The organism is Pradoshia sp. (assembly GCF_051873915.1).
Lineage (GTDB): Bacteria > Bacillota > Bacilli > Bacillales > Pradoshiaceae > Pradoshia.
In genome coordinates, this window is record NZ_JBJEFJ010000152.1 from 1 (window position 1) to 1,506 (window position 1,506).

Sequence of the window (1,506 nt, forward strand, 5' to 3'; positions counted from 1 at the left end):
AAAACACCTTACCCTTGATGATCGACTCTCCATACAGACCGGTTTGCATGATGGACTTAAATTCCAAGAAATCGCTCGTGAAATTGGAAAGGATCCTTCGACAGTATCCAAGGAAATCCGCAATCACATAATTGTGAAACGTACATCTATGTTTAACCCCTGCAGCAAAATTCAAGAGTGTTCACACAGCGGAGATATCTGTTCCCCATGCCGCGTCAGCTCTTTTAAAATTTGCCGAAGGTGTTCGGCGGCAGAATGCTTTACTATCTGTCCTGAATTCTCCCCCAAAACATGTCGGAAGCTAATGTCTGCACCTTACGTCTGTAATGGCTGCAAAGACCGTCAAGGATGTAGGCTTGAACGGCATCTTTACGATGCAAAAGCAGCGCAGAAAGCCTATGAAGCGTGCCTAGTTCAAAGCCGTCAAGGATTCGCCATCACTTATGATGAGCTGAAGCGCATAGATGACATTGTGTCTCCATTGATTAGGCAAGGGCAATCCATTCACCATATATGTCAGAACAACAAGGATCTGATTATGTGTGATGAAAGAAGCATCTACAACTACATTGATGCAGGGCTTCTATCTGTCGGCAACCTCGATCTTCCAAGGAAGGTTCGATACCGCGTCAGAAAGAAAAAGCGCCCCGTTCGTGTAGACAAGCAATGTCATGTAGGCAGAACCTATGAGGATTTCCTCGAGTTTCTTGACGCCTGCCCGGATGTGGCTGTCACTGAAATGGATTCCGTTGAAGGCAGGAAAGGCGGTAAGGTTCTTCTGACAATCTACTTCAGAAACTGCGAACTTATGCTTGCCTTCCTGCGTGAAGTCAATACTGCAAGGTCTGTCACAGATATATTCAGCTATCTGGACAGGGTTCTGGGTCGCGAGGCTTTCAGAAATCTATTCCAGGTTATACTTACAGACCGCGGCAGTGAATTCACCGACCCTCTGTCCATTGAATGTGACGAGAATGGGGAAATCCGCACAAGAATCTTTTACTGTGATCCTCAACGTTCTGACCAGAAAGGTGGATGTGAGGTCACGCACGAGATGATCAGAAGAATCCTTCCTAAAGGCTCCAGCTTTGATCATCTTACACAGTCAGACATCGATCTGATGATGAGTCACATAAACTCGTATACAAGAAAGAAGCTGGGCAATCTGTCGCCATACAGACTGTTCAGCTCCTTATACGGAGAGAATCTGCTCACAAAGTTAAATCTACATCAGATTCCTCCTAACGAGATTAATCTTACACCGAAGTTACTGAAGAAGTAACTCTTTTAATTAAATCCGTCATTCAAAAGCCGAATAGAATATTAAATTGTATATGCGGAAGTTAGTTTTGCAAAAATTAAATCACTCTTTCTTTCGCCATTTTGTCGTGCTCAATTTGCAATAGTAAGTTCCATTTTTTGAGCTTTTGTAAAGTTAACTTCTGATTACTTCCATAAATTCATAGGTTACTGGAAGTTAGTATTGCAAGACTGGAAGTTACTATT

General features: G+C 43.1%; 1 protein-coding gene and 1 pseudogene. Both read left to right on the forward strand.

Annotation, left to right across the window (positions count from 1 at the left end; translation table 11 throughout):
* A pseudogene (locus ACI35L_RS13380) lies at positions 1-109 on the forward strand (helix-turn-helix domain-containing protein); the annotation flags it as partial.
* A 195-nt stretch (positions 110-304) separates the two neighbouring features.
* On the forward strand, positions 305-1,282 hold the full coding sequence (locus ACI35L_RS13385; RefSeq protein ID WP_439803089.1) for an IS30 family transposase: 978 nt from the start codon (positions 305-307) through the stop codon (positions 1,280-1,282).
* Positions 1,283-1,506: the final 224 nt, after the last annotated feature.